We start from the raw sequence: 24,166 nt of genomic DNA on the forward strand, positions 1-24,166 counted from the left end.
AAATCACAATCAACCGGGAGGATAATGCCATGGATCGACGACAGTTTCTCGCAACGACAGCAGGCGTCGCACTGAGTGGTTTCGCAGCTTCCGCGCCCGCCATTGCACAAGCCAAGACCAAGGTCCGCGTCGGCTATCTGCATACGGTCGCCGTTGACGGACAGATCTGGACCGGAATGGACCGGGGTTCGTTCGAGAAGCAAGGGCTCGATCTGGAACTGCGCCAGTTCAACACTGGCCTGGAAATCTTCCAGGCCCTGATAGGCGGCAGCCTCGATGTGCTGGCCACCGGCGCTGTGCTCTCAAATTTCCCTGCGCGTGGACAGGGCAAGGCATTCCTGATCAACGACATCGAAGTCGCAACCGCGCAGCTTTGGGTGCGTTCCGATCAAGGCATCAAGTCGTTCGAGGATTTGAAGGGAAAACGTATCGCGACGGCCACCGGCACGACCGCACACGTTTTCCTCGACAAGGCATTGCGCGCCAACAAGGTCGACCCCAAGGAGGTCGAACTCGTCAACCAGAGCATGCCCGCAGCAGTGACGGCCTTTATCTCAGGGGCAGTGCCGGCGGTTGCGCTTTGGGTGCCGTTCAATGTCACCGTCCGCGACAAGGTACCCGGCGCCGTAAAGCTTGCGGACGCGTCAGCCTATTATCCGCAAGCCGCGATCATCGGCGGATGGGCGGCCAGCAACAGCTACTACGATACGAACAAGGAGGCTCTCGCCAAGATCATCAAGGGCTGGGCCGAAGCAAATGATTACATCATCGCCAACAGCAAAGAGGCGATGGAAGCGCTTCAGAAAAATCACTACAGCCAGACGCCGTTGACGGACATCAACGAGCAGTTCAAGGCGCAGAAGATGTTCACGTCGCGCGACTGGAAGCGGCTCTATTCGGACGGAACTGTGACCAACTGGTTGCAGCAGACGACCGACTTCTTCATGGCAAATGCCGGGGTCAAGGACTTTACGCCGGCAAGCAAGTATTTCGACCCGAGCATTTACCTCAAGACGATTGCTTGAAGTCTCTCGCGTGTGGACGGCGACCCTACGATTGCCGTCCACCGCTCTCGTTATGACGCACAACTGCGCAATCGAGACCAGCACGCCGCCGTGCGTCCCATCTGCGACCGCAGAATCCTCTATCCGAACCTTTGCCGGGCTTCGGTACCTCAAATGGGATAATGCTGCGGGCCGGTTTCGATGGTGATCCATCGCAGTTCGGTGAACTCGGCTACGCCTGCTTTGCCCCCGAAACGCCCATAGCCCGACGCTTTCACCCCTCCAAACGGCATCTGGGCCTCATCATGTACTGTCGGCCCATTGACATGGCAGATGCCGGATTCGATCCGTTTCGCGACGTCGAGTGCGCGCGCAATGTCGCGGCCAAAAACTGCGGCCGACAATCCGTATTCTGTGTCGTTCGCAACCCGCACGGCTTCATCCGCGCCATTGACCCGAACGACCGAGACAATGGGACCGAATGACTCTTCGCCATAGATGCGCATTGTCGAAGTGACATGATCGACCACCGTCGCCGACATCAGCGTCCCATCGACCTTCCCGCCCGCAACCACCCGTGCCCCCTTCCCGACCGCGTCCTTGATCAACCCCTGAATCCGATCCGCGGCATCCGTTCCGATTAGCGATCCAAGCGGCGTATTCCCCGTACGCGGGTCGCCGGCCACGAGCGTCCCTGCCTTGGTGGCAAGTTTGGCGACGAAGGCATCAGCGATTTTCGCATCGACGACAATCCGTTCGGTCGACATGCATATCTGTCCCTGATTCATGAAGGCACCGAACGCTGCTGCCGCGACCGCCGCATCGATGTCAGCATCGTCCAGTACAAGCAGCGGCGCCTTGCCGCCGAGTTCAAGTAAAACGGGCTTGAGGTACTTTGCAGCGGTCTGGGCGATGATGTGTCCGACCCGCGTGGAGCCTGTGAAGTTGATGCGCCGCACCGCCGGGTGAGAGATCAGTGCATCGATGAGAGCGGGCGCATCTTCCGGCGCGTTCGTGATCACATTCAGAACGCCCGGCGGCAGACCTGCCTCGCGCAGGCACTCCGCGATCAGCCGGTGCGTGCCGGGGCAAATTTCCGACGCCTTGAGGATAACGGTGTTTCCGCAAGCCAGGGGCAGCGCCACCGCGCGCACGCCGAGGATGACCGGCGCGTTCCAAGGCGCAATACTGAGCACGACGCCAGCCGGTTGGCGGATTGCCATTGCGATACATCCCGGCTTGTCGGATGGGATCACCTCGCCGGAAATTTGCGTGGTCATTGATGCCGCCTCACGCAGCATCCCCGCCGCAAGATTGACATTGAACCCCGCCCAGCCGGCGGTCGCGCCGGTTTCCGCAGCCATCAATTCGATGAACTTCGGGGCCTTGCTCGCCAGTATGTCCGCCGCTTTCAGCAGGATCATGCGGCGTTGGCTCGGCCCGGTAGCCGACCACGCCGGAAAGGCCGCTGCTGCGGCGTCGGCCGCCCGCCTGACATCGGTGATCTTCGCCGCAGCCGCACGTGTGGCAATATCGCCCGTGATCGGGTTGAGCCGGTCAAATGTCACACCGTCGATCGCCTGAACATCCTGATTCTCGAGCAACAGATTGATCTGATTCATGCCAGCTTCCTCTCTGTGATTTCCTGATGCTGCATAGCTTGGTTCCGGGTCAGGACTAGCCCGGAAGCCCACCGAGATAAGCACGCCGCACCGCCGGGTCGGACTTCAATGCCGACGCCGTTCCGCTGCCGACGATCTTTCCGTTTTCGATGAGATAGCCGCGATCAGCAAGCGCGAGGCTTTCCTGTGCGTTCTGCTCGACCAGCAGCAGGCCGACGCCGGCCTCGCGCACCTGACGCAGCGACGCGAATAGTTCACGGACCATCAATGGCGACAGACCGAGCGAAGGCTCGTCAAGCAGCAGAATCTCAGGGTTCGACATCAGTGCGCGGCCGATCGCAACCATCTGCTGCTCACCGCCGCTCATGGTGCGGACGGTTTGAGTGAGCCGCTCGCCGAGACGGGGAAACAGCGACAGCACCCGCTTGCGTCGCGCCGCCTCACCATCGCGCGCCCGCTTCGGATTGGCACCGAGCAACAAGTTCTCGGCGACGGTCAGTTCCCCGAAGATGCCCCGCCCTTCCGGCACCGATGCCAGCCCGGCTTCCACGATCTCATGCGCCGGAAAGCTGGAAAGATCGCGACCTGAAAGTTTGACGCTCTTCCCGGGAAGACACGGCACGATGCCTGCAATAGCTTTCATGAGCGACGTCTTGCCGGCGCCGTTCGCGCCAAGAATAACGACGATTTCGCCATCGCCGACGTTCAGCGCTGCTTCGGTGAGCGCGCGGTGCTGGCCATAGGCGACGCTCACATCCGAGACTTCAAGCATCCGCTGTCACCCCAAGATAAGCCTCGATGACAACGGGATCAGTGAGGACAGTGTTCGGTTCGCCCTCCGCGATCTTGCGGCCAGTGTTCATGACCACACAACGATCGCAAAGCGAACGGATCGCGTCCATGACATGCTCGACGAGCAGGATCGAGAGCCCGTCGTCCTTCAGAGAACGGATCAGTTCGATCCCGATCAGCAGTTCCGATGGATTGAGGCCCGCGAGCCACTCGTCGAGCAGCAGAAGTTGTGGCGTCAGCGCCAGCGCCCGCGCCAGTTCAAGCCGCTTCTGATCGATATAGGTAAGTTCGGATGCCGGCCGCTCGCCCTGCCCGCCCAGCCCGACGCGTTCCAGCAACATTGCTGCGGCATCATTCATCTCGCCGGACGCGAGCGGCGTACGATGAAATGCGAGCCCCGCGCGGACATTGTCGGCGCAGGTCATGCCGCCAAGCACACGCACAAGCTGAAATGTGCGGGCCAGACCGAGGCGTGCGATGCGATACGCCGGCAATCCCGCAATATCCGTTCCGGCAAAACGGATCGTCCCGGAATCCGGGCGCAGCAGGCCCGACATCAGATTGAGCGCCGTCGTTTTGCCTGAGCCATTCGGGCCTAGCAACCCGACGATCTCGCCACGATGCACGGCGAGATCGATCGCGTTGACCGCAACGAGGCCGCCGAACGCCCGCGTGAGCGCGATGACCTCAAGCACAGGCGATGACGAGGCGGCCCGGATCATGTCTCCGCCCTCCGCATCATGCGCAACGCAGGCCGCGAGACCAACCGGTCCCACAAACCGGCCACCCCGGACGGCAGCGCGTACACGATCAACAGAAAGACAACGCCCATGACGAGCGTCGAGGTACTCGGGAAACGCGCCGACAGGAACTCGAACAGCAGTGTCAGCGGCACCGCACCGAGGACAGGCCCCCACAGCCGGTGCGCGCCGCCAAGCAACGCCATGATCACGACCTGAAAGGAGATCGTTGCATTGAACGCAATCGACGGCTCGATATAGGTCCAGCGCGGTGACATGATCGCGCCGACCAGAGTCATCACGATGGCGCTGATCGTGAACAGCGCCACCTTGGCGATGGTGACATTGATTCCGCAATGCTGCGCGACGGTTTCGTCTTCACCGATAATGCGGAGCGCAAATCCGAGCCGCGAGCGGGCAATCATCCATCCGACGGCGAACACCACAACCGCAAGGACAAGAAGTTGCCAGTAGATGTCGTTCTGCGTGATCTCCACGAAGACATAGCGGCCGAGCACGCGCGTCTTGTTGACCTCGTACCAGACGACGAGTTGGCGCACGAGTTCCGCGAGGCCAAACGTGAAGATCACGAAATGGACGCCGCTGAGTCTGAGTGTCGACAGGCCGACGATCACGGCCATCAACCCGCCGATCGCCGCGGCAATGCCGAGCACCAGTGGCCATGCCAGGACTTCGCCCAGCACCGCGACCGTATAGGCGCCGACACCGAAGAAAGCCGCGGTTGCCAGCGAGACATACCGTGTGGGGCCGGAAAACATGCCCCATGCCGTCGCAAGAACAGTGAATTGAAGGAGGCTTATCGCCAGCGACAGATAGTAGGCGTTCACGTAAAGCGGAAGAAAGATCAGCACGATCAGGCTGCCAAGAGCCGCCACCGCGAGCGCCATCTGCGATGCTTTCATCGCTGAGCCCTCCCGAACAAGCCAGCCGGCTTGATCAGCAGCACCGTCAGGAACAGCGCGAAGTTGACCGCGAGCGTCAATCCTGGATCGACGTATGTCGCCACGAGTGCCTCGCTGAGCCCCAAAAGAAGGCCGGCAACCAGACACCCCAGCAGATTGCCCACGCCTCCCATCACAACGATGATTAGCGCCTTCATCGTGAACACCACACCCGAACTCGCGCTGAATGTCATGAACATGCTGATCAACACCCCGGCCGTCGTCACCAGCGCGCCACCGAGCGCGAAGGCCAACGCCGACGTTTGCCCGACATTGATCGCGACCAGTTGCGCAGCGGCGGGATCGACCGCGACGGCGCGAATGGCCGTCCCAATGCGGGTGCGCGTTAGCACCAGATACAGCGCAAGGCCGATCGCCACGGCGAGGCCGAACGCCATCAATCGGTTCAGTGCCAGATTTTCGCCAAGCAATTCGACCGGGATCGCAAGAAATGAGTAGCTGTAATAAGCGCCACCGAACATCGCCAGCATGATGCCCTGAACGATGAACATCATTCCGAACGTCGCCAGAATGCTTTCAACCTCGAGCGCATCGCGCGTGCGGGCGCGCCGCACCAGTGGCGTGAGCAGCACACGATAGAGTGCGTAGCTCACGCCAAAACTAATGGGAATGACGAGCGTCAGTCCAAGCAGCGGACTGAGAGCCCATCCCGTGAACAGCCAGTAAGACGCAAAGGCTGCGGCGACGAGAAACTCGCCGTAGGACAGGTTCATGATCCGCGCGACGCCATATTGAAGCGTCAGACCCATGGCAATCAGCGCGTACATACCGCCGAGCATGAGTCCGGTGAGGACCGCGTTCGTCATCTTTATTCAGACTAGCTGGAGAGATCGGACGATTACGGAGCCTTCCAGGCTGGCTTTGGCACGACGGCGCCGCGCGCGCCTTCGTTAACCGCAGGCCCGACGCCATAGAACTCGCCGCCCTGCCATTGTCCGACCCACCAGTATTTGGTCGGCATGTTGTTTTCGAGCTTGATCTTGCCGATCACCGTGTCGAACGTCCCGGTCTGTAGATCCTTGATGACCGCAGCGCGGTCGACCTTGCCGACGCGCTCGATAGCCTGCTGCAGCATCTGAAGGCTGGCGTAGGTTACGGCGCTGGCCCAGCGATCCGGCTCAGCCCCGTTCGCGGATGCAGCCTTGTGCCGCGCGAGATAGTCCTTGATCGCCGGACTATCGCCGCTCCAGCCGCCTATGCCCATCACGCCTTCGGCGTTTGCGCCGAACTTCTGCCGGAACAGCGGAAACGCGGTGCCTACGCCTGTGTAAAAGATTTTGGGGTTGAAGCCGGCAATGCGCGCCTGTTCCGTGATCGCGAGAGTATCCGGCGGGTAGCTGAAGGCGATGAAAACGTCGGGATTAAGCCCTTTCGCTTCATTGACGATGGGACCGAGATCCTGCGTGCCGATCGGATAGGTCTTGTCGTAAACGAGCTTGAACTTTGCCGCCGTCAGCGCAGGGCGCGCTGCAGCTGACAGATCGATGCCGAAACCATCCGCGATGCTTGCCATCGCGACCGTGTCACCGATCTTTCCCTCGGTTCGCAGCTTGACCAGCAGTTCAACGAGGGTCTTGGAGGCATCCGCACTGGTGCCGAGCAGCCAGAAACTGTTGGGCCAGCGCTTTGCCAGTTCAGGCGCGCGGTCGGTCACCGCAGTCGCGGCAAGATGCGGATAACCGGCCTTGTTGAGAATAGGCCCCATCGCAAGATTCAAACCCGTGCCCCATGGCGGCAGGATGAAGTCCACCTTGTCCTGGCTGATCAGCCGTTCCAGCGCGCGCGCCGCCTCTTCCGCGCTTGAGCGATCATCATACTGTACGATCTCGATCGGCACGCGCTTGTCGCCGAGCTTCAGACCGCCGGCGGCATTCACTTCCTTCACCCACAGGTCGTAGTTCGGGATTGTGCTGACCGCGGCGCCTCCGGCGTTCGGGCCGGTGCGCGAGATAGCGTAACCGATCTTGATCGAGGTCTGCGCCTGAGCGGCCTCCCCCAAAACGGCAGCGCCGGCAATCGCGAGCAACCCCGCCGCGAGGCGGGTGACTGATGACACCATGTTCTCCTCCCAGAGATAATTCCGTCCGTCGCCTTGAATGGCGTTCGACGGTAAGAGATTAATCGAGCACCATCTGCAGATAATTGGACGGTTCCGGGGAAAGATTGTATTCTTCCGTCAATTCCACTGGTTCACAGGCGACGGATTGTCTCAGGTGCAGGACGGCACGACCCATGTCATCCCCGGCCCGGCCGGTTTTCTCGAGAAAGCCAGCCCGGCCCTTCATGCGGAAACCTTCTCCGGCGGGCTCGCGCCGCGTGACTGGGTCATCCGCCAGCATGTCGACCGGCGCGCGCATCTGCTCATGATCGAGACACGAAACGGCACGGCGACGCTACGTGGAACGGCTGTTGCGTTCGAAGCTCCCACTGTGCTGTGGCTGCCGGGCGATGTGGAGGGCCATCTCCAAGTGGAAGCCGGCACGACGGGCCATCTCGTCGCCATCTCCGAGGATTTCCTGACCCGGATCGTCGCGAGCAGCGCAGAAGCTCTCCATTTGCAGCGCGCGATCGGCCGGTTCGTGATGCTGAGCGGCCGGCAGATCGACGGTGCAATCGATGCCGTCGCGGGGTCCTGTGCGACGCTGGTACGCGAGCTCCACACGCCGGGCCGCGGCAGCATGAGCATGGTTTCATCTCATATCCTGTTGCTGTGTCTGCATCTGTGGCGTTCGGCGACCCGGGAGGACGCCACAAGCGAGACAGCTCAGCGCGGCGACGGGCCGCGTCTTGTCGGCAACTTTCTCCAGATGGTCGAACTGCACTATCGCGACGGCTGGCCGATCGCACGTTATGCCGCGGCGCTCGGCGTGACAGACGACAAGCTTCATGCACATTGCAAACGCGAAAAGGCCAGCAGTCCGCGCGCCATCATCCACGATCGGCTGATTCACGAGGCTTGCACCCGGTTGCATCAACTCGATCTGCCGGTCGAACAGATCGGATACGGCCTGGGCTTTCGCGATCCGGGTTATTTCAGCCGCTTCTTCCGCAAGCATCAGGGCATTTCACCGGGCGCCTATCGACGTCGCACCAGAGTTGAGCATGCGAAACGCGGACCATTTTATGCGGCTTGGCCATAACGCTCGGCGGCGACCATAAAGTCAGCTGCGCTTGAGGAAAAAGTATCCGCACAACAGGATCGGGGTCGCGAGCATCATCCATGACACGCCGTCCCAGAAGCCGTCACCGACCAGCGCTGATATGAGGACGATCGCACTCAGCGCACCGAGAACAATCGATATCGAGAAGATCTGGCCGTTGATCTGACCAGCGCCTCGCGCGCGACCTCAAGCCGTCTGGTTCTCAGATAGTCGATGGCGCTGATGCCGTAAGCCGCCCGAAAGCGCACGTTGAACGACCGGCGGCTCGATCCCGCCTGTCGGTTGCCTTGAACAGATCGAGAAACTTTTGCTCGATACTCAGCGCCGCAATCGACGAGCGGGAAAGGCGATATCGACAGCTCGTATGGCTCCGCTCGGAGCTTCGCCGCTGCTCAGGTTGGTCTAACCTGTCGCCATGGAAGCGGACGCCCGCCCACTCAACGGGGCGGGCATTGGTTTAGAGCTATTTGAAAGTAGCCTGCCGGCGGCTCAGCTCTCTATGACGCGTTCCACATGGACGCGGCGGCAGTCCATTTCATACTCCAGGTCCTGAACCGGCGGCCGGTTGAGGTACCAGGTCAGGCCCTGTCCGAAAATGCCGCGTTTGCCCAGCTCGCTTTCGATGAAGGGGTAGATATCATGAACGGTATAGAGCTGGGTCGCGGTCACCTGACTCCAGTCGCCACCGAATGCGCTCATGCGGCGTTCCATCTCGCCCAGAACCCACCGCGCCTTCTCGACCATCGCCGCCGGACTAATGTCACCGAGCCGAACGGCATGATCGCGATAGCTGCCCTTGCCTTCCGGCGCCTCGCCGCTGCCCGCGACAACGAACGATGTAGGCGCATTCGCAGCCGGCACCGCATACGAAAACGCGTGGAAGCTTGGCTCTGCCGGCGGATTGATTTTCGGACAAACGTTGCTGCGCGATACCGGATTCAGTCCGTCCGACAGCAATCCCCATGCCTTCAGAGTACCGGTGTACACTTCATTGAACTGCACGAATCCGCTTTCCGTGAACGGTGCGGGCGAGCGCAACTCGCAAGCAGCGAATGCGGTCAACGGCCTGCCGGCGTCCTTTAGATGCTGCGCGATGCGATCGAAGCCTTGCCGCAGCGGCACCGGCTTGGTGAACCGCACCCGCTCGAGGGAGAATCCCGGCAGCGCCGCGACTCCGGCTGAATACTGGCTGACGCCGGGCATGAACCTGTAGCCGCCCTTTGCTGCTTCGACAGTCTCGATCATGTTGCCTCTTCTTACTGCAGGAATTTCTTTTCCGGTGGATTTCAAGTTACTCTTCGAGCACGCCGAGATAGGCGTCGCGAATGATCGGATCGGCCAATAGCTCCGTACCGGACCCCGTCCGCACGATTCGGCCCATGTCCATCACGAAAGCCGCATGACACAGGTCGAGCGCCGTCGTCACATCCTGCTCGACCAGCAGGATCGACATGCCCTCTGCGTTTAGCGCGCGAAGCGCAGCGACGAGTTGCTCGACCAGCAACGGTGACAATCCAAGCGACAATTCATCGATCATCAATAGCTTCGGCGCGCTCATCAGCCCGCGCCCGATCGCGCACATCTGTTGCTCGCCGCCGGACAATGTCGCGGCCGCCTGATTGCGGCGTTCGAACAATTTCGGAAACGTCGCGTAAACGCGGTCCATATCGCGACTGATTTCAGCGCGTCCGGCCGTGCGCGAATAAGCCCCCATCAGAAGATTGTCTTCAATGCTCATCGCGCCGAACAGCCGCCTGCCCTCGGGCACATGCACGATGCCGTGTGACAGGATTGCTGCCGCAGTCGCACCGACGAGGTCCACGCCGTCGGAACGATAGCTTCCCGACTGGATCGGGATCAGGCCCGATAAGGCACGCATCAGCGTCGTCTTGCCCGCGCCATTGGAGCCGATCAGCGCAGTGATCTCCCCGCTTCGCACGGAAAGATCGATGCCCCACAGCACCTGAACCTCGCCATAGCCAGCGCGCACGCCCTGCAATTCAAGGATGGGTGTATCAGCCATGAGCACCGGCCCTCTGCGCATACTGCTGACCGAGGTAGGCTTCAACGACTGCCGGATTCTTGATCACGTCCCGCGGAGCGCCATCGGCGATCAACTGACCGTTGTGCAGCACCACGATCCGCGTGCAGACATTTAGCACCACCTTCATCAAATGCTCGATCATCACGATGGTGATGCCGCTTTCCGCAAGCTGATGGATAAGGCGCGTCGCACGTTCGACTTCCGCGCTGTTCAGACCTGCATTCACCTCGTCGAGGAACAGCAACTTCGGCTTCATCGCCAGCGCCTTCGCGAGTTCAAGGCGCTTGCGCATCGCCAGAGTCAATGTCGCTGCGGGTTGATCTGACTGCGTTTCAAGGCCGACGAACGCGAGATGCGCACGCGCTTCTTCTCGCGCCGTTCTGATGCTCTCGCCGGGCTGCGAAAACAGTGCGGCTGCGGCGACGTTGTCCAGCGCGCTGAATTCCGCGAACGGCTGCACCACCTGGAACGTGCGCGACAGTCCGAGACGCGCAGACTGATAGGTCTTCACGCGCGTGATATCCTGCCCCATGAATGTCACGGCGCCGGAGCTTGCCGGAGTAACGCCGGTAACGACATTCACCAGCGTGGTCTTGCCCGCGCCGTTCGGGCCGATGAGGCCCAGGACTTCGCCTTTATTGACGCCGAGCGAGACGTCGCGCAGCGCCTTCAGGCCGCTGAAATTTCGGGAGACGGACTGGAGCCGGAGGATTTCAGACACGCTTCGGCCTCCATGAGAGAAGGCGATCACGCATCGACATCAACCCGTGCGGCAGGAACAGCAACAGTATGACGATCAGAACGCCGAGTACGCCGCTGTGAATCTGGATGTAGTTGCGCCAGACCACCTCCTCCAGACCGAGATATACGAAAGCCCCGATCAGAACACCGAGCGGCGAGCCCAACCCTCCGATGAGCGCCATAACGATCGGTTTCACCGAATAAAGAATATCGAAGACATCGGATGGATCAATGTAATGCACCCACGCCGCATAGACCCCGCCTGCGGCGCCCACGAAACAGGCGGACAGACCGAAGGCGATGCTCTTATAGAGCGTGGTGTTGAGTCCGATCATGTTGGCCGCGGTCTCATTCTGGCGGATACAGGCGAGGCCGAAGCCGAGTTTGGAGCCAGCGACGAGAATGACCATCAGCACAGTGCCGAGCAGCAGCCCCCACATCACGTAGAAAAAGAATGTTGCGTCCGCCATCACACCAGCTGCCGAGGTCAGCGGGATGTTGAGCCCCATGCCACCACCAGTTAGATCGGTGGCGTTGTTAACGAGTTCGCGGAATACCTCGATCAGCGACAGACTGGCGATGGCGAAATAATGCCCGCGCAGACGAAGCAGCGCCGCCCCGAGCAGACACGCCAGCGCAAACGACATCAGTCCCGCAGCAGAAACGGACACCAGCAGTGGCACGCCCTTGCCGATAAGGACACCCGCCGCATAGGCGCCGAAGCCAAAGAACGCCGCAGTCGCGAATGACGGATAGCCTGCGAAGCCGCCGACGACATTCCACGACAGCGCGAGGATGCCGTACATGCAGGCGATTGTGCCCAGCCGCAGCGCGTAGGATCCGCCGACTATCGGCAACGCGGCGATACAGACGACCAGCGCCAGCAGGATGAAGTTCGACCGTGTCATTCAAAGCCCTTTCGGCCGAGCAGACCTTGAGGACGCACGATCAGAAAAACGATCAGCAGCGCGAACGACAACGTTGTTGCATGAGCGGGACCTATCAGCGTCGAGCCAATCCCTTCAATCAGCGCCAGAAGAATGCCGCCCGCCAGCGCGCCGGACACGCTGCCGAGGCCGCCTAGCACGCAGACTACAAAGGCCTTTCCGAGATAGGCCGTGGACGTCAATGGTGAAATCGGAAAGATCAGCGCCATCAGCACGCCGGCGCAGCCCGCGAGCGCGGCGCCAAGACCGAACGCAATCGCATAAATCGAATTGACGTCGACGCCCATGAGTTTGGCCGCGTCGCGATCGAGTCTGACCGCAACGATGGCGCGACCGACACGCAGCCGTCGCAAGATTAGATAGAGCACGCCGGTCAATGCCAGCGCCGACACGGTTGCGATCAAACGATCGACCGGCACGACAACATCGAACAGCGAAACCGAACCCGTTGGCGGCGTCAGCGTCAGTTTCCGGTAGTCCGCCTTGAAGTAGTAGATCATCGCGTTGTTGAGGATCAGGTCGAGCCCGAATGTCAAAGTCAGCGTGACAAGCACTGGCGCGGTGATCACACGATTGAGGATCAGGCGCTGGATGACGTAGCCAAAAACGAAAAAAGCCGGAGCTGCGATGCCGAGCGCATACCACGGCGAGATGTGGAGCGACTGATAGAGCCCCCACGCCAGATAGGCGCCAAGTACGATAAAGGATCCGTGGATCAGGTTGATGACGTTCAAGACGCCCCAGACCAGCGAGAAGCCGATCGCGATACACGCGTAAAGGCAGCCCAGCACTAACGCATTGATCAGAACCTGGGCCGCCAGCATGTCGTGTCCTCTCCTCAGCTACGGCGTATCAGTTGACGCCGAGCTTGAATTCGCCCTGCTTGATAATCGCAGGTGAGAGAACCACGGCCTTGCCGCCCTGAAGCTGGAATACGGGCGGCTCCAGTGAATCGATCTGTCCGGTGGGGCCGAACTTCACCGGTCCCCAGAAGGTCATTTCGTTCAGCTTGGCAAGTTCGTCACGCACCTTGTCCCGGTCCAGCGAACCGGCCCGTTCGATGGCCATCTGGAACAGCGCGCCGGAAACAGACGCGGAGGCCTGCGCATAGTCGGGATCCGACTTGAACTTCTCACGGAACAGTTTCACGTAATTCGCGGTGGTGCCGAAAATGTCCTTGCCGGAATATTGTGCGGCCGGATGCCACCAGGCCGCGCTCGTGATGTTCTCGCCGCTCGCACCAGCGGCATCGATGAACTCCTGATACGCGGGACCGGCGATCATCGAGACCACGCTGGCCTTGATCTGCTGATCGCTCATCTGCTTGCGGACCAGCAGCAGATCATTGATGTAGCCGGTTACGAAAACCCACTGCGGTGCGAGCGATTTGATCTGCGATAGCGTCGCCGAGTGATCCAGCGTGTTGATCGCGTATTTCTCGAAGTAGACGACCTCAAGGCCGTTAGCCTTGGCCGACTTTTCCATTTCCTGCGCAATCGCCAGCGGGAAGAGATCGTTGCGCGCCAGAATGGCGACCTTCTTCACATCCGCCGCCTTGGCCTTGACGATTTGCGTCAGCGGTGTGGTCAGCGTGTCGTTCGGCGTAAAGGTCCCGAACAAATACTTGTAGCCCTGGTCGTAGACCTGCGCGGAAGACGCGGTCGATGCAATAGTTGGCACCTTGTATTTCTCGGAGACGCTGCTGCCGGCCTTGGCGGCGCCCGAACCGAACGGACTGAACAGGAAGTTGACATTGTTCTGCGTGATCATCTGCTCGGTGGTCTGCACCGCGCGCGGTGTGTTCGACTGGTAGTCGGCGTAGACGATCTCGACTTTGTACTTCTTGCCGCCGACCGAAATACCGCCAGCCTTGTTGGCCTGCTCGGCCCAGAGGTCGTATCCCTGCTGCTGTTTGATGGCCTCGGGCGCCAGCGGGCCAGTCAGCGGAAGCGGCGCGCCGAACTTGATGACATCCTGCGCCATCGCAGCAGAGGAGGATAGCCCGAAACAGGCGGCGAGAAGAAGCGCATTCAAGCGAAGTGATGCAAGCCGGAAATGAGTCATCCAAATTCTCCATCGGGACCGAGAGCGGGACCTGAAGAAAGCATGACAAATTGAGGGGTCGAATAAAAGCATTGAATTTCGAACCGAGCGGTCTGAAAATTCGAATGCTATGCAACGCCTGCATTCTTTCCGGGCAAGCAACGAGGCCCCTCAGGGACACGAAACATGATTGAATCAACAGCTTTGCGATACTTTCGGGAGGTCACGCTGCGCGGCTCCATCAAGCGCGCGGCCGAATCGTTGCGCATCGCACCAAGTGCCATCAGCCGGCAGGTGCAGGGGCTTGAGGACGAACTTTCAGCGAAACTGTTCGAGCGGGGCGCGCGCGGCATGAGCCTGACCGGCGCCGGCCACCTGCTCTATCGCTATGCCGTCGAAAGCGAGGACAGGCTCGACAGGATCCGCGCCCAGGTGGAGGAATTCGACTCGCTGCAGCGCGGCCACGTCAAACTTGCAACGGTGGAAGGTCTGCTCGCGAGCTTTGTGTCCGATTTCGTGGTCGATCTTTCAAAAGACTATCCCGGCATCTCGATCACGGTCACGACCGCAGGCACCAGCGGCGTCGCGGAAAAGGTCGGACGGCACGAAGTCGATTTCGGTCTCGTTTTCGGGCGCGCACCGCGGCGCGACCTGATCGAACTCGCGCGTATGCGCCAATCGCTGTGCCTCATGGTCGCTCCCGGTCATCCGATGGCAGGTAAGGAGTATTGCACGGTCAAAGACCTCGCAGGTTTGCGCGTGATCCTGCCCGACCCGTCGTTCGGTATTCGCCAGGAGATCGACCGTGCTTGCGCCAAGGCCAACGTGCAGCTCGATCTCTACAGCGAGACAAACTCGATTGCCTTCCTCCGCACGATCGCCATGAAGGCCAATATAGGAACCTTCCTGCCGCGTGACTCCGCCATGCCCGAACTGCTCGCAGGCACGCTTGTAGCGGTGCCATTGCGCGATAAACGTCTGGAAGCGACGCAGGTAACGCTCGTGCAGCTTGCAACCAGAAATACCACGCCGTCGGGTCTTCGCGTCGCGCAGCTTCTTATGGAGAGGATGAAAGACCGCAAGACTTGAACGAGGCTGGCCCCGTGGCGGTGCATCACACTGGAAGAAATGTTCATATGTCTGCATTTCGACTTGGCCGGATGCGCATCGGCGACGGTCAAAGTCGGCCCCCTATATGATTGTTATGTCTATCGACTTGCGGTAGATACCAACGCCTCCTTGCCCAAAGGAGCTATTCCCCTGTGATGTTAAGGGTTTGGCCTGCGCCGTTCCTTCGCCCAGGTGGTGTTTCTGACGTGACCGACATTTCCCAGCCCCATCTGGGCTAGAGACGTAATTTGAGGACGAGCGAGCATGGCGCGCAATATTCTGATTCTTGGAGCCTCGTACGGCTCGCTGCTGGCAACAAAGCTGCTTATGGCTGGTCACAACGTGACTTTGGTTTGCCGGAAGAACACTGCGGAATTGATCAACCGCGAGGGCACCGAAGTTCGTATCAAGCTTCGCGATGAGCCGAATCACCGGTCAATCTTTTCCCGCGATCTGCCCGGGAAACTGGATGCGACCTCACCCGATAAGGTCGACCTTTCCCGGTATGACCTCGTTGCTCTTGCCATGCAGGAGCCGCAATACACCAACCATACGATCCGGGTTCTGATGATCAAAATCGCCGAGGCGAAGTTGCCTTGTCTTTCGATCATGAACATGCCGCCCCTGCCCTATCTCAAGCGGATTCCGGCGCTGGCGGACATGGATCTCGAAGAGGCCTATACGAATGCTCAGGTGTGGGAACGCTTCAAGCCGGGACTGGTGACGCTCTGCTCGCCCGATCCACAGGCCTTCCGTCCACCGGAGGAACCGGCAAACGTCCTTCACGTGGGCTTGCCGACAAATTTCAAGGCCGCGATATTTGAAGACGAAGCGCACAACAAGCTGCTTCGGGAGCTGGAGGCGGACATCGACGCTGTGAAGCTCGATGGCCAGGACGTTCCCGTGAAGCTCAAGGTGTTCGACTCACTGTTCGTGCCGCTGGCGAAATGGTCGATGCTGTTGACCGGCAACTACCGCTGCATCACGCCAAACGATCCTCAGCCGATCCGCGACGCTGTGCACGGTGATCTGAAACTCTCGAAGTCGATCTACACCCATGTCGATGCAATCGCGCAGCGTCTGGGAGCCGACCCGCAGGATGCGGTGCCATTCGAGAAGTACGCGAAAGCAGCGGAAAGCCTTCTCAAGCCCTCGTCCGCAGCGCGCGCGGTTGCAAGTGGTGCGCCGTTCATTGAGCGGGTCGATCTGCTGGTGAAGCTGATTTCGCAGCAGCTAGGCATGCCCAATGCCGAAATCGACCGCACGGTGCAAATCGTCGATCAAAAGCTCAGCGAAAAGATCGTCACGGGTGGATCAGGCGGATAACCGCAGCGAGCGATGCCCCATTTGCGACAACTCACCCTATGCTCTGGCTCAGGGACCTAGCTCTCCCTGCTATCCCGCGCAGCAGTTCGCCTTGTCCAATGCCGCGACAAGACCTTGCTCTGTTACATCACCAACGAACTGCTTCAGATACGGCGCTTCGGCAATCGACCGCTGCGCGATGATCCGAATACCATCCTGCGCGTTCCCTGAAAATCCTAGGTCCTTAAGGCTCGTGGGCAGACCGACTGCCCGAAAGAATGCGACCATATCGGTGAGGAATTCAGACGACCGCTGCTCGAGGCAGAGTTGTGCGAGAAGCCCGAACGCCACCTGCTCCCCGTGTAGCGCGCCGTTGAGCGAGGGAATGGCCGAGAAGCCGCGCGTCAGCGAGTGCGCAATCGATAGACCGCCGCTTTCGAAGCCGAGACCGCTGAGCAGGATCGTTGCCTCAACAATGTTCTCGAACGCAGCATCGGGCTGCTTGCGATCCACCGCCGCGAGAGAAGCAATCGCATCGCGACGGATTACCTGATAGCACTGATCGGCAATCGATACAGCGAGCGCCGCAGGCCGCTCCTTGTAGAAATTCAAGCCACCGGAGTTGTAGCACTGCTCCGCTTCAAACTTCTTTGTAAGCGCGTCGCCAATTCCTGCGACAAAGAACCTTCGCGGCGCGCGCGCGATTATCGACGTATCGACGACGACCGCGTCTGGATTGGTCGGCATCAGCCTGACTTCCTTCAGAACGTGGTCATCCGTGTATACGATGGCGAGCCGGCTGGTCGGCGCATCGTTGGAGGCCACCGTCGGCACGACGATAATCCCTCCCCCTCGCAGAATGCGAACGCCCTTCGCAGTGTCGATCGCCTTGCCGCCGCCAATGGCGATCACGACGTCACTCGCCGCAGCATCGGCCTTGCTTGCCATTGCATCGATCTGAGTCGAAGAGCATTCCCCTGAGAACTCCGCGAACTGCAATCCATCGACGCAGGGCTTAAGAATCCCCTCAAGCTGCGCGCGCAATGATCCGAGAACGGCGGTATCTGCAAGAACGAACGGACGCCGGCCATACATCGGGACAAGCGTAGCAAGTTGTTCCAGGGCACCCGGCCCCTGAACGTAACGATGCGGCCCGCCGAACGCGCGAATGGTCATTGGTCGCCCCAGAAGAAATCGCGCTTGCCGCCATCCATGCAGATCAGCGCGCCGTTGATGAAAGCCGCCTGAGTGGAACATAAAAACGCGATCAACGATCCCACTTCGTCCGGCTGGCAGAAACGTCCGAGCGGATTCTGGCCCGCAATAATGGCTCGCTTTTCCGCCGAGAAGCCCGCAATCAAAGCGGTTTCGACATACCCTGGAGCAATTGCGTTGACCGTGATCCCTGCGCTGCCCACTTCCTTGGCCAGCGTCCGCGTAAAGCCGATCACACCGGCCTTCGCGGCGGAATAGTTCGTCACACCGGGCCGGCCGCCTCCGGTGACGTTCATAGAGGATGTATTCACGATCCGCCCGAAGCCACGTTCGCGCATCAACGGCACAGCATACTTGCTGCACAGGAACGTGCTGCGCAGGTGCGTGCGGACGATGATATCCCAATCGTCGATCGACATGTCTTCAGCGTTGCGACCAAGATGGCGGCCGCCCGCGCCAGCGTTGTTAACCAGAATGTCGAGATAACCGAGACCTTCACGTGCCGCGCGCACCACAGCCTCTGCGCCTGCTTCTTCCGATACGTCGCCAACACAGGCCACGGCTTTGATCCCGCTTGCGCGCAATTCGGCAACCGTGGCGTCGGCGGCATCCTTGTCGATGTCATTGATGGCAATGGAGCAGCCCTCCGCCGCCAATGCCAGTGCTTCCGCCTTGCCGATGCCGCGCGCAGCTCCAGTCACCAGCGCAGCCTTGCCTTTCAGTCCGAGATCCATGATCAACCCTTTACGGCGCCAGCGCCGAGACCTTGAATGAAATACTGCGTCAGCATCACGAATGCCGCAAACAGCGGAAGCGCGATCAAGGTCGATCCCGCCATGATTTCACCCCAGCGTAGGTCAAACGAACCAACCATCGACGCCAATCCCACCGGCAGCGTCTTGTTGGCATCACTCCCGATCATGATCAGCGCGAAGGTGTAGTCAGTCCATGACAGCAAGAACGAGAAAATCGCAACCGTGATCAATCCCGGCAGCGACAGCGGCAGAACGACTCTCAGGAACGCACCAAGCCGTGTGCAGCCGTCGACCATCGCGGCTTCCTCAAGCTCAAAAGGCATGCCCTTGAAGAAACCCCAAAGGAACCAGACTCCCAACGGCAGCGTCAGCGTCAAATGCGACGCGATCAGGCCGATCAGGGTGTCGCTGAGGCCGAGGCGCGCGAAGATCGTGAACATCGGGATTGCGATCAGCAGCGGCGGAAACATGTAAGCATAGAGCATCGCGCCGACGATCAGCTTCTTGCCGCGAATCCGCTGGCGGGTCACCGCATAGGCAATCATGATCGAGAAGATCATCGTCACGACGACCGTCACCACCGCGACGATCACGCTGTTCATGAAGTGCGTGGGGTAATCAGTCAGTTCGAGCAGGTTGCGATAATATTCCAGCGTGAACGGGCCCGGCACCAGCGAGACGGTACTGAGCAGGCTGGTCGGTTCCCGAAGACTGGAGATGAACATCCAGTAGATCGGAAATGCCGAATAGATTGCGATAACGATCGCAGCACCATAGAGGCTGAGCCGGGCCGGGAGCGATTTGACGGCAGCCATTAATCGTCCTCCAGCGGGAAGATGCGAAAGTAGAAAAATACGGCGACGGACAGGATTGCGAAGGAGATCGTTGCAATCGCCGCGCCCCCGCCGATGTCGAACAGGCTGAAGGCATGGCGATAGGACAGGATCGCCAGATGCTCGGTCGAACCGACCGGGCCACCGCGCGTCAGGAGCCAGATCACATCGAACTTGTTGAACATCCAGATCGCGCGCAACAACACGACAACGGTCAGAATCGGCTTCAGCATCGGAAGTGTAATGTGGAAGAAGCGCTGGACCGCGGTCGTTCCATCAACCCGCGCGGCCTCGTAGAGCGACGTGGGAACAGTTTGCAGTGCCGCGAGAAAACAGGTCGTAACGAACGGCGTCCACATCCAGACGCTCACCAGAATGACCGATGTCATCGCGGCGCCAGAGCTCTCAAACCAATTCACCGGCGGCAATCCCAACGCCGCGATGGTCTTGGTGAGAATGCCGATGCTGCCATCCACCATCCATTTGAAGGTCAGGATGACGACCACTGTCGGCAGGAGATAGGGAAGAATGGATAATCCGCGCACGAAATTGCGGCCCGGAAACGTCTCGTTGAGGATCAGCGCAAACCCGATGCCGAGCACGACCTGAAGCACAATGGAGCCGGCCGAATACACGACGCCATTCCAGAGCGCACGCCAGAATTCCGGCAATTGCAGGATCGCGATGTAATTATCGAGACCGACCCACTTGGCCTCACCGACGAACGAATCGAGCTTGTAGAAGCTCAGGCTGATCGCATAGGCCACCGGCGCGACGATCAGAACGAGCGTCACGAGAAGTCCAATCACCAGAAAGGTGTATATCGTCGTCTTCGAACTCAAATTCGTCTTTCCGGGAAAAGCCCGGCCGGGAGCATCCGGCCGGGGCAGTTGGCAAACGCGTTTCTTATGCCGTGAGCTTGCGCATCTTGTCGCCTGCCGCCTTGACGCAGTCAGCTGCCGGCATGTTCTTGAGGATACGGTTCTGCAGCATCTCGGGGATCACGAAGCCCTCGAACACCTTACCCGGACGCAGATCCGGAGCCGGGCCCTCGGTGTCGACCGAGGTCAGGATCATCGATTTGTCGACGATGAAGTTCTTCATCGTCTCGACGGCATCCTTGTGCTTTTCGATCAGCGGGTGAGCACGCCAGCGAGCGTCCTCATAGACGTCGAGGCGCGGCGGCTGGAAGTGCAACGGCGCGGTGTGCAGGAAGTTGATGTACTGGTTCTCGGTGAACCATTTCATGAACTTCATCGATTCGCTGGAGTTCGGCGTCTTCAGCACAACCCATCCATCGTAACCGTGATTGACGGCTTTCGCCTTCCCCGCGCTGTCCATATACGGCATGATTCCGTACTTGGTCGCGAGAGCCGGCGACGTGCGCTCGAGCGCCTCGATGATGCGGCCGGCGTAGGCCGTGTGCCCGACCTTGTCTGAAGAGAAGTTGGAGAGCACTTCGCCGAAGCTTGCCTGGCTGGTGCCGGACGGCATCGTCTTGTAGAGATCGGCGAAGAAATCGAGATAGGCCGCGACCTTCGGAGCGTTGGCGGCATTGTCGATGGCGACATTCCATTTGTCGTCGAACAGCTTGACGCCTTCCGCCCACATGAAGCCCGGCGACAGCCAATTGGTCGCGCCGTTGCTGCCGATGGGGAACAGGGAACCCGCGCGGCCATCCTCATTCAGAGCCTGCGAGTTCTTGAGCATGTCAGCCCAGTTCTTGGGAACACTCAGGCCCTTCTTCTCGTAGAGGTCCTTGCGATAGTAGATCCATGCGAGGTTGTAATCGTAGGGATACCAGTAGGTTTCACCCTTGATCGGGAAGAGTATCTTCGGCCCCCACTTGTGCTTGCTGGTCAGTTCGGTCAGCGGCATCAAATGCCCTTCCGCCTGCAGCAGCAACACGTGGCCGACAAATGCGAACGTCGCGATGTCATAGGGCTGACCGCCGCGCAGCGATGTCGTCACCTTGGTAAAAGCGTCGTCAAGCGGCACGGAATCGACGACGACCTGTGTGCCTGTCATCCGTTCGTACTCAGCACATGCGACCTTCAGCGCGCGAATGCTGTCGATGGACGTTTCGGTGTTGAGGAAGCGGATCGTCTTCTTGCCCTGCCCCCAAACCACCGGCGCGCCAAGCGTGCTGGCGGCAAGCCCCGCACCGGCGCCCTTGATGAGCATGCGGCGGTCGATACCCGATTTTCCGTTCTTAGCCATTTCCTTTTCTCCCATGGCAATTCACCCCTTATGTTTGTTTTAGTTTCTTGGCCGTCTAAAATCGTTGTCCTGTAGATTTCGAAAACAGATGGAGCCGCCCGGCCTGAAGCCGGACGGGAATTCGCTGACCGAACGTCCAGTTATCGACGCGATCCGTGAGAATACGCAGGCGCGCGCCGCTCACCTCACCGATGCCGAGAGTTTGTGCACCGAGCTGCTCGATCACGCCGACCTCGAATGCGAGCGCACCGGGACCTTCGCCGAGCGTGACATGCTCCGGGCGGATGCCGAGCACGATGTCTTCGTTGATGCCCTGAAACTGCGCAGGCAGTTCTATCCGCAGCGCGCCGCTTTCGAACACACCGTTCGCCGCACGCCCCTCAATCAGGTTCATTTCAGGTGAGCCAATGAAGCCGGCGACGAACAGATTGACTGGGCGATCGTAGACTTCGAGCGGCGCACCGACCTGTTGCACGTGACCGTCGCGCATGATCACAATGCGATTGGCGAGCGTCATCGCCTCGACCTGATCGTGGGTGACGTACACCATACTGGTGCCGACTTCCTGATGCAGCCGTGCGATCTCCTCGCGCATGCGCACGCGCAACTTGGCATCCAGGTTCGACAACGGCTCGTCGAGCAGAAACACTTCCGGTTCGCGCACAAGCGCGCGACCGAGGGCAACACGCTGCATCTGGCCGCCAGAAAGCTGCTTTGGCTTGCGCTTCAGGAATTCGTCGAGGCCAAGCATCTTTGCGGCGCGCTGGACCCGCATATCGATCTGCGCCGGATCCATCTTCCGCATCCGCAGGCCGAAGGCGAGATTTTCGTAGATCGTCTTGTGCGGATAGAGCGCGTAATTCTGGAACACCATTGCGATGTTGCGATCCTTCGGCTCCAGCGCCGTGACATCGCGATCACCAATGAAGATCTTGCCCGAGGTAATTTCCTCAAGGCCAGCCATCATCCGCAGCGTGGTAGACTTTCCGCAACCCGAAGGACCCAGGAATACAACGAACTCGCCGTCGCGGATGGTCAGATCGACGCCGTGAACGGCGACCACCGGGCCATACGCTTTGCGAACCTTTTCCAGTCTAATCTCTGACATGCGTCACTTGCTCTGACCGGCTACGAAACCGTGGATGCGATGATTGATTGGCGCCAGCGCCTTCTGGATATCGCGGTAGATGGGAAAACCTTGATCGTAGATCGCTGCACGAACCGGGTTCGGCGTCGCACGCGACACGATTTGAACGACATCCGCGGCGGCGCGCTCACTCTCGAAGACGCCAATGCCAACGCCTGCCAGCAATGCCGCGCCATACGAGGCGTCCGCCACCGCAGGAAGCTCGACGGTGATGTTCAGCACGTCGGCAACGATCTGCCGCCACAAGGCGCTTCGCGCTCCGCCGCCCGTCAGGCGCGCGGTTGTGAAGCCGAGTCCCTTCGATTTCATGACCTCGTGACAATCGCGAAGGGAATAGGCCACGCCTTCATAGAGAGCACGAACGAAATGGCCGCCACCATGATTGAAGCCCGCTCCGACAAAATCCGCGCGCAGCAGCGGATCCCAGTATGGACTGCGTTCGCCGTTGAGATAAGGGTGAAAGAACAGGCCCTCAGAACCCGGGCGCACCGCAGCCGCCCGCGCATCCATGGCGTCGAACACAGCACTTCCGTCCTCACCCTCGCGACGAAAGAACGTGTCGCGGAGCCACTTATGTGCCGACGCGCAGGAATTGGTTGCCGCGATGACGTACCAATGATCCGGCACGACATGATAATAATTGATCAACGAGAAGTCCGGCCGCGCTTTCGGCGACAACACATTCACTGTCGCGGCCGTGGCGAGCTTCACGACACCCATACCTTCGCGCACCATGCCGGCGCCAAAGGTCTCCGCCGCCGTGTCCGATGTGCCGCAAACCACCGGGGTCCCTTCGGCGAGGCCCGTCGCCTGTGCTGCCATTGCCGTGACCTTGCCAACCACGGCGCTCGGCTTGACGATCGGCGGCAACGTCGCCATCGGCCAGCCGATCATGTCGCACAGTTCTTTCGACCATTCGGCGCTTTGCGCATCCAGCATGAGGGTGCCGAGCGCATCGATGGTGTCGGTTTCCCATGTGCCGGTGAATTGCGCGCGGAGCCAATCCTTGGCGACATAAAGGCGCTTTACGCGGGCAAATGCCTCCGGCTCATGCGTGCGCAGCCATAGCATCTGCGGCAGCGTCCAGGTCGGATTGGCACGGTTCGCACCGATCTCAAGGATGCGGGCGTCGGCCTTTTCGCGGAGTTGTTGCGTTTCATCCCGACTGCGCTGATCGTTCCAGAGAATGGCCGGACGGATCACACGACCGTCGGCATCCTCCAGCACCTGGGTATGGGCACCGGCTGAAAATGAAATCGCGGCGATATCGGAGGCCGGGCGGCCCGACGTCTGTAACCCGCGACGCAGTGCGTCGCAGGCTGCAAGCCACCAGTCATCGGGATTCTGCTCGCTCCAGCCCGCGTGCGGTGACGATGTCGCGACCGGCGCGGACGCTTCGCTGACCAGCGAACCATCGCTCTTGATGATGCTGATCTTGAGCGAGCCCGCACCAAGATCGATGCCGACCAGAAGAGGATCAGACACCGCCATGACGCGCGCCCTC

General features: G+C 60.2%; 23 protein-coding genes. 4 read left to right on the forward strand and 19 right to left on the reverse strand.

The features are described 5' to 3' along the window. The first annotated feature begins 29 nt into the window (after positions 1-29). Entirely contained in the window at positions 30-1,025 is a 996-nt protein-coding gene (locus AC1RKJ_RS07730; protein WP_492790487.1) for an ABC transporter substrate-binding protein, read from the forward strand. A 149-nt stretch (positions 1,026-1,174) separates the two neighbouring features. Here the strand turns inward: AC1RKJ_RS07730 and AC1RKJ_RS07735 are convergent, their stop codons facing one another. Genes AC1RKJ_RS07735 through AC1RKJ_RS07760 form a run of 6 tightly spaced genes read right to left on the reverse strand, consistent with a single transcriptional unit; the run spans position 1,175 to position 7,200 of the window. Then, the gene (locus tag AC1RKJ_RS07735) at positions 1,175-2,626 is read right to left on the reverse strand and encodes an aldehyde dehydrogenase (protein ID WP_492790488.1); all 1,452 of its coding nucleotides are present in this window, start codon (positions 2,624-2,626) and stop codon (positions 1,175-1,177) included. 55 nt (positions 2,627-2,681) lie between these two features. Beyond that, positions 2,682-3,398, reverse strand: a complete 717-nt coding sequence (locus tag AC1RKJ_RS07740; RefSeq protein ID WP_492790489.1) for an ABC transporter ATP-binding protein — start codon at positions 3,396-3,398, stop codon at positions 2,682-2,684. Continuing rightward, entirely contained in the window at positions 3,391-4,140 is a 750-nt protein-coding gene (locus AC1RKJ_RS07745; RefSeq protein WP_492790490.1) for an ABC transporter ATP-binding protein, read from the reverse strand. Before AC1RKJ_RS07745 ends, AC1RKJ_RS07740 begins: the two co-directional genes overlap by 8 nt. Then, positions 4,137-5,081 (reverse strand): branched-chain amino acid ABC transporter permease, encoded by a 945-nt coding sequence (locus AC1RKJ_RS07750; protein ID WP_492790491.1) that lies wholly within the window; start codon positions 5,079-5,081, stop codon positions 4,137-4,139. The genes AC1RKJ_RS07745 and AC1RKJ_RS07750 overlap by 4 nt, the downstream gene beginning before the upstream one ends. Continuing rightward, positions 5,078-5,947 carry a branched-chain amino acid ABC transporter permease gene (locus AC1RKJ_RS07755; RefSeq protein WP_492790492.1) on the reverse strand — a complete coding sequence of 290 codons (870 nt, stop codon included), beginning with the start codon at positions 5,945-5,947 and terminating at the stop codon, positions 5,078-5,080. The genes AC1RKJ_RS07750 and AC1RKJ_RS07755 overlap by 4 nt, the downstream gene beginning before the upstream one ends. A 32-nt stretch (positions 5,948-5,979) precedes the next feature. Continuing rightward, positions 5,980-7,200 carry an amino acid ABC transporter substrate-binding protein gene (locus tag AC1RKJ_RS07760; RefSeq protein ID WP_492790493.1) on the reverse strand — a complete coding sequence of 407 codons (1,221 nt, stop codon included), beginning with the start codon at positions 7,198-7,200 and terminating at the stop codon, positions 5,980-5,982. Positions 7,201-7,354: 154 nt separating this feature from the next. On the opposite strand from AC1RKJ_RS07760, the gene AC1RKJ_RS07765 reads away from it, so the two are divergent. Continuing rightward, complete coding sequence (locus AC1RKJ_RS07765; protein WP_492792676.1) at positions 7,355-8,281, forward strand: helix-turn-helix domain-containing protein; 927 nt, start codon at positions 7,355-7,357, stop codon at positions 8,279-8,281. 510 nt (positions 8,282-8,791) lie between these two features. Here the strand turns inward: AC1RKJ_RS07765 and cnbZ are convergent. Genes cnbZ through AC1RKJ_RS07795 form a run of 6 tightly spaced genes read right to left on the reverse strand, consistent with a single transcriptional unit; the run spans position 8,792 to position 14,098 of the window. Beyond that, on the reverse strand, positions 8,792-9,547 hold the full coding sequence (gene cnbZ / locus AC1RKJ_RS07770; protein WP_492790494.1) for a 2-amino-5-chloromuconate deaminase CnbZ: 756 nt from the start codon (positions 9,545-9,547) through the stop codon (positions 8,792-8,794). Between the two features lie 46 nt (positions 9,548-9,593). Beyond that, positions 9,594-10,325, reverse strand: a complete 732-nt coding sequence (locus tag AC1RKJ_RS07775) for an ABC transporter ATP-binding protein (RefSeq protein WP_492790495.1) — start codon at positions 10,323-10,325, stop codon at positions 9,594-9,596. Beyond that, entirely contained in the window at positions 10,318-11,067 is a 750-nt protein-coding gene (locus AC1RKJ_RS07780; RefSeq protein WP_492790496.1) for an ABC transporter ATP-binding protein, read from the reverse strand. The genes AC1RKJ_RS07775 and AC1RKJ_RS07780 overlap by 8 nt, the downstream gene beginning before the upstream one ends. Then, complete coding sequence (locus AC1RKJ_RS07785; protein WP_492790497.1) at positions 11,060-11,995, reverse strand: branched-chain amino acid ABC transporter permease; 936 nt, start codon at positions 11,993-11,995, stop codon at positions 11,060-11,062. Before AC1RKJ_RS07785 ends, AC1RKJ_RS07780 begins: the two co-directional genes overlap by 8 nt. Next, positions 11,992-12,858: a branched-chain amino acid ABC transporter permease gene (locus AC1RKJ_RS07790; RefSeq protein ID WP_492790498.1), complete on the reverse strand. Its 867-nt coding sequence runs from the start codon at positions 12,856-12,858 to the stop codon at positions 11,992-11,994. The genes AC1RKJ_RS07785 and AC1RKJ_RS07790 overlap by 4 nt, the downstream gene beginning before the upstream one ends. A gap of 28 nt (positions 12,859-12,886) precedes the next feature. Then, positions 12,887-14,098, reverse strand: coding sequence for an amino acid ABC transporter substrate-binding protein (locus AC1RKJ_RS07795; RefSeq protein ID WP_492790499.1), 1,212 nt, complete (start codon positions 14,096-14,098; stop codon positions 12,887-12,889). Between the two features lie 165 nt (positions 14,099-14,263). On the opposite strand from AC1RKJ_RS07795, the gene AC1RKJ_RS07800 reads away from it, so the two are divergent. After that, positions 14,264-15,166, forward strand: a complete 903-nt coding sequence (locus AC1RKJ_RS07800; RefSeq protein WP_492790500.1) for a LysR family transcriptional regulator — start codon at positions 14,264-14,266, stop codon at positions 15,164-15,166. Between the two features lie 285 nt (positions 15,167-15,451). After that, entirely contained in the window at positions 15,452-16,513 is a 1,062-nt protein-coding gene (locus AC1RKJ_RS07805; RefSeq protein WP_492790501.1) for a ketopantoate reductase family protein, read from the forward strand. Positions 16,514-16,582: 69 nt separating this feature from the next. On the opposite strand, the gene AC1RKJ_RS07810 is transcribed toward AC1RKJ_RS07805, so the two are convergent. The 7 genes from AC1RKJ_RS07810 to xylB all read right to left on the reverse strand — a co-directional run bounded on the left by AC1RKJ_RS07810 (position 16,583) and on the right by xylB (position 24,153). Then, a complete protein-coding gene (locus AC1RKJ_RS07810) occupies positions 16,583-17,668 on the reverse strand; it encodes a glycerol dehydrogenase (protein ID WP_492790502.1) in 1,086 nt (361 codons plus the stop codon). Then, on the reverse strand, positions 17,665-18,441 hold the full coding sequence (locus tag AC1RKJ_RS07815) for an SDR family NAD(P)-dependent oxidoreductase (RefSeq protein WP_492790503.1): 777 nt from the start codon (positions 18,439-18,441) through the stop codon (positions 17,665-17,667). The genes AC1RKJ_RS07810 and AC1RKJ_RS07815 overlap by 4 nt, the downstream gene beginning before the upstream one ends. A gap of 2 nt (positions 18,442-18,443) precedes the next feature. Then, positions 18,444-19,277, reverse strand: a complete 834-nt coding sequence (locus AC1RKJ_RS07820; protein WP_492790504.1) for a carbohydrate ABC transporter permease — start codon at positions 19,275-19,277, stop codon at positions 18,444-18,446. Beyond that, on the reverse strand, positions 19,277-20,137 hold the full coding sequence (locus AC1RKJ_RS07825; protein WP_492790505.1) for a carbohydrate ABC transporter permease: 861 nt from the start codon (positions 20,135-20,137) through the stop codon (positions 19,277-19,279). Before AC1RKJ_RS07825 ends, AC1RKJ_RS07820 begins: the two co-directional genes overlap by 1 nt. A 64-nt stretch (positions 20,138-20,201) precedes the next feature. Next, entirely contained in the window at positions 20,202-21,515 is a 1,314-nt protein-coding gene (locus tag AC1RKJ_RS07830; protein WP_492790506.1) for an ABC transporter substrate-binding protein, read from the reverse strand. 55 nt (positions 21,516-21,570) lie between these two features. After that, positions 21,571-22,623, reverse strand: coding sequence for an ABC transporter ATP-binding protein (locus AC1RKJ_RS07835; protein ID WP_492790507.1), 1,053 nt, complete (start codon positions 22,621-22,623; stop codon positions 21,571-21,573). A 3-nt stretch (positions 22,624-22,626) separates the two neighbouring features. Continuing rightward, a complete protein-coding gene (gene xylB, locus AC1RKJ_RS07840) occupies positions 22,627-24,153 on the reverse strand; it encodes a xylulokinase (protein ID WP_492790508.1) in 1,527 nt (508 codons plus the stop codon). Positions 24,154-24,166 lie beyond the last annotated feature (13 nt).

This window comes from Afipia sp. GW822-FHT04G07 (assembly GCF_058800765.1).